At 63.5% G+C, this 1,565-nt stretch carries 2 protein-coding genes and 1 pseudogene; 1 reads left to right on the top strand and 2 read right to left on the bottom strand.

Annotated elements, in window-relative coordinates; all coding sequences use genetic code 11:
• Positions 1-56: 56 nt before the first annotated feature.
• Positions 57-251, top strand: a complete 195-nt coding sequence (locus tag AC1DO7_RS41225) for a heavy-metal-associated domain-containing protein (RefSeq protein WP_441612860.1) — start codon at positions 57-59, stop codon at positions 249-251.
• A 115-nt stretch (positions 252-366) separates the two neighbouring features.
• On the opposite strand, the gene AC1DO7_RS41220 is transcribed toward AC1DO7_RS41225, so the two are convergent.
• Both AC1DO7_RS41220 and AC1DO7_RS41215 read right to left on the bottom strand, forming a co-directional pair.
• Complete coding sequence (locus AC1DO7_RS41220) at positions 367-1,095, bottom strand: OmpW/AlkL family protein (RefSeq protein ID WP_441612859.1); 729 nt, start codon at positions 1,093-1,095, stop codon at positions 367-369.
• Positions 1,096-1,381: 286 nt separating this feature from the next.
• Positions 1,382-1,565 (bottom strand): annotated as a pseudogene (locus tag AC1DO7_RS41215) (delta(1)-pyrroline-2-carboxylate reductase family protein); the annotation flags it as partial.

Raw genomic sequence — 1,565 nt, 5'->3', positions numbered from 1 at the left:
GCGGTGGGTACGCGCCCGATGCAACACTTTTCACCCGTTCCAGCAGGAGAACCCAGATGATCCAGTTCCAGGTTGAAGGCATGTCGTGCGGCCATTGCGTGGGCGCCATCACGCGAGCCGTGCAGGCGCTCGATCCGGCCGCCAAGGTGTCCGCGGATATCCCCGCGCAGGCTGTCACCGTGGAGGCCACGGCCAGCAGCGAAGCGCTGCGCGCAGCGATCGAAGAGGCGGGCTACCCCGTCAAGGGATAAGGTGCTGGCGGCGGTGCGGTCGCGATGCCGCCCGCTCGCCTGCCCGCGGCCCCAAAGAAAAAGCGCCTCGCAGGCGCTTTTTTGTTTGCCCCGCGCAAGCGCGGGAGAAGTCCGCTCAGAACCGGTAGCCCACGTTCAGGAAGGTCACGACCGGGTCGATCTTGATCTTGGTATGCGACTGGACCGTCTGGTTGCCGGCCGCACCGGCGTTCTGCGCCGTGAAGCTGGCCGTGGTCGACAGCGGCACGTAGGAAACCGAGATGCCGACGAACCAGTTGTCGGTCACGGCGTAGTTCGCGCCCACGTTGAACACCGGGTTCCACGAACTCTTGGCGCTGGCCGACATCGTGGCATTCGGGCCGAACTCGGACTTCACGAAGGTCTGGTTGGTAATGGTTTCGCCGGTAAACCAGGTGTAATTCACGCCAATGCCGATATACGGGCGGAACTTGGACTTGGCATCCAGGAAGTGGTACTTCACCAGCACCGCGGGGCTCCACTGCTTCACACTGCCCAGCATGCCGTACTTGGCAAAGCTGCCCTCTCCCGCGACGTCGTGCTTGGGCGGGATACCGAAAACGAAATCCACGCCGATGTTGTCGGTGAAATAGTGCTCGAGCGAGATGCCGACCGTGTCGGCGGACTGGATCTCGGCGCCGGTGCCGGGCTTGGGCTGGCCAACCGGGAAGCCGTTGACGCTGTCCACGGTGAGCGGGTCGGCCGAGCTGTTCGGCATCACGCGGAACCAGCCCAGGCTGAGGACATTGCTGCCGGCACTTTGGGCTTGCGCCGCACCGGCGATTAGCATGGCAACGCTGGCCACCAGGATTTTTTTATGGGTCATGCCTACTCCTTGAATGCTCTTCTGCCTTGAGGTGAGGCGTGCATTATCCAGTCTGGTGTGAAGCGTCTGTTTCAAACCTGTAACGTTTTCATAGAAGCACCCCCCTAAAGGGCGGGTTAACCATTAGAAAAACGGGAAATCGGCAAGGAATCGGCGCCAAAACTGTACCGAAATTGCGACGCCTCTCCGCCGCGCGTGCTGCTGTGCGGCATAGGCCTACTGGCAAGGAGGGAATTCGGGCAGCGGCCGCCACCCGGAGCGGCTTCGGCCGCCCCTGGCGAATGCCTTACACGGCACCCGATCCGGCCGAAAGGCCGGCGCTGGCCAGCACGCAGGCCGCAAGATCCCACAAGGCATAGCCCACGCTCTTGAACACCAGGGGACTGCCGCCCCGGGCGCGTAGCGCGTCGGCAGCCAGGATGGCCTGCTCGAACGGCTGCACGGTGGCCCAGTCGATACCGGCCTGCAGC

It is taken from the genome of Cupriavidus sp. 05N40 (genome assembly GCF_056397305.1).
Note: the sequence above shows the minus strand (reverse complement) of the source record. Positions and strands in the feature narration are given on the sequence as shown.

Coding starts and splice junctions, on each gene's coding strand:
- AC1DO7_RS41225 (WP_441612860.1), top strand. CDS start 57: ATGATCCAGTTCCAGGTTGAAGGCATGTCGTGCGGCCATTGCGTGGGC.
- AC1DO7_RS41220 (WP_441612859.1), bottom strand. CDS start 1,095: ATGACCCATAAAAAAATCCTGGTGGCCAGCGTTGCCATGCTAATCGCC.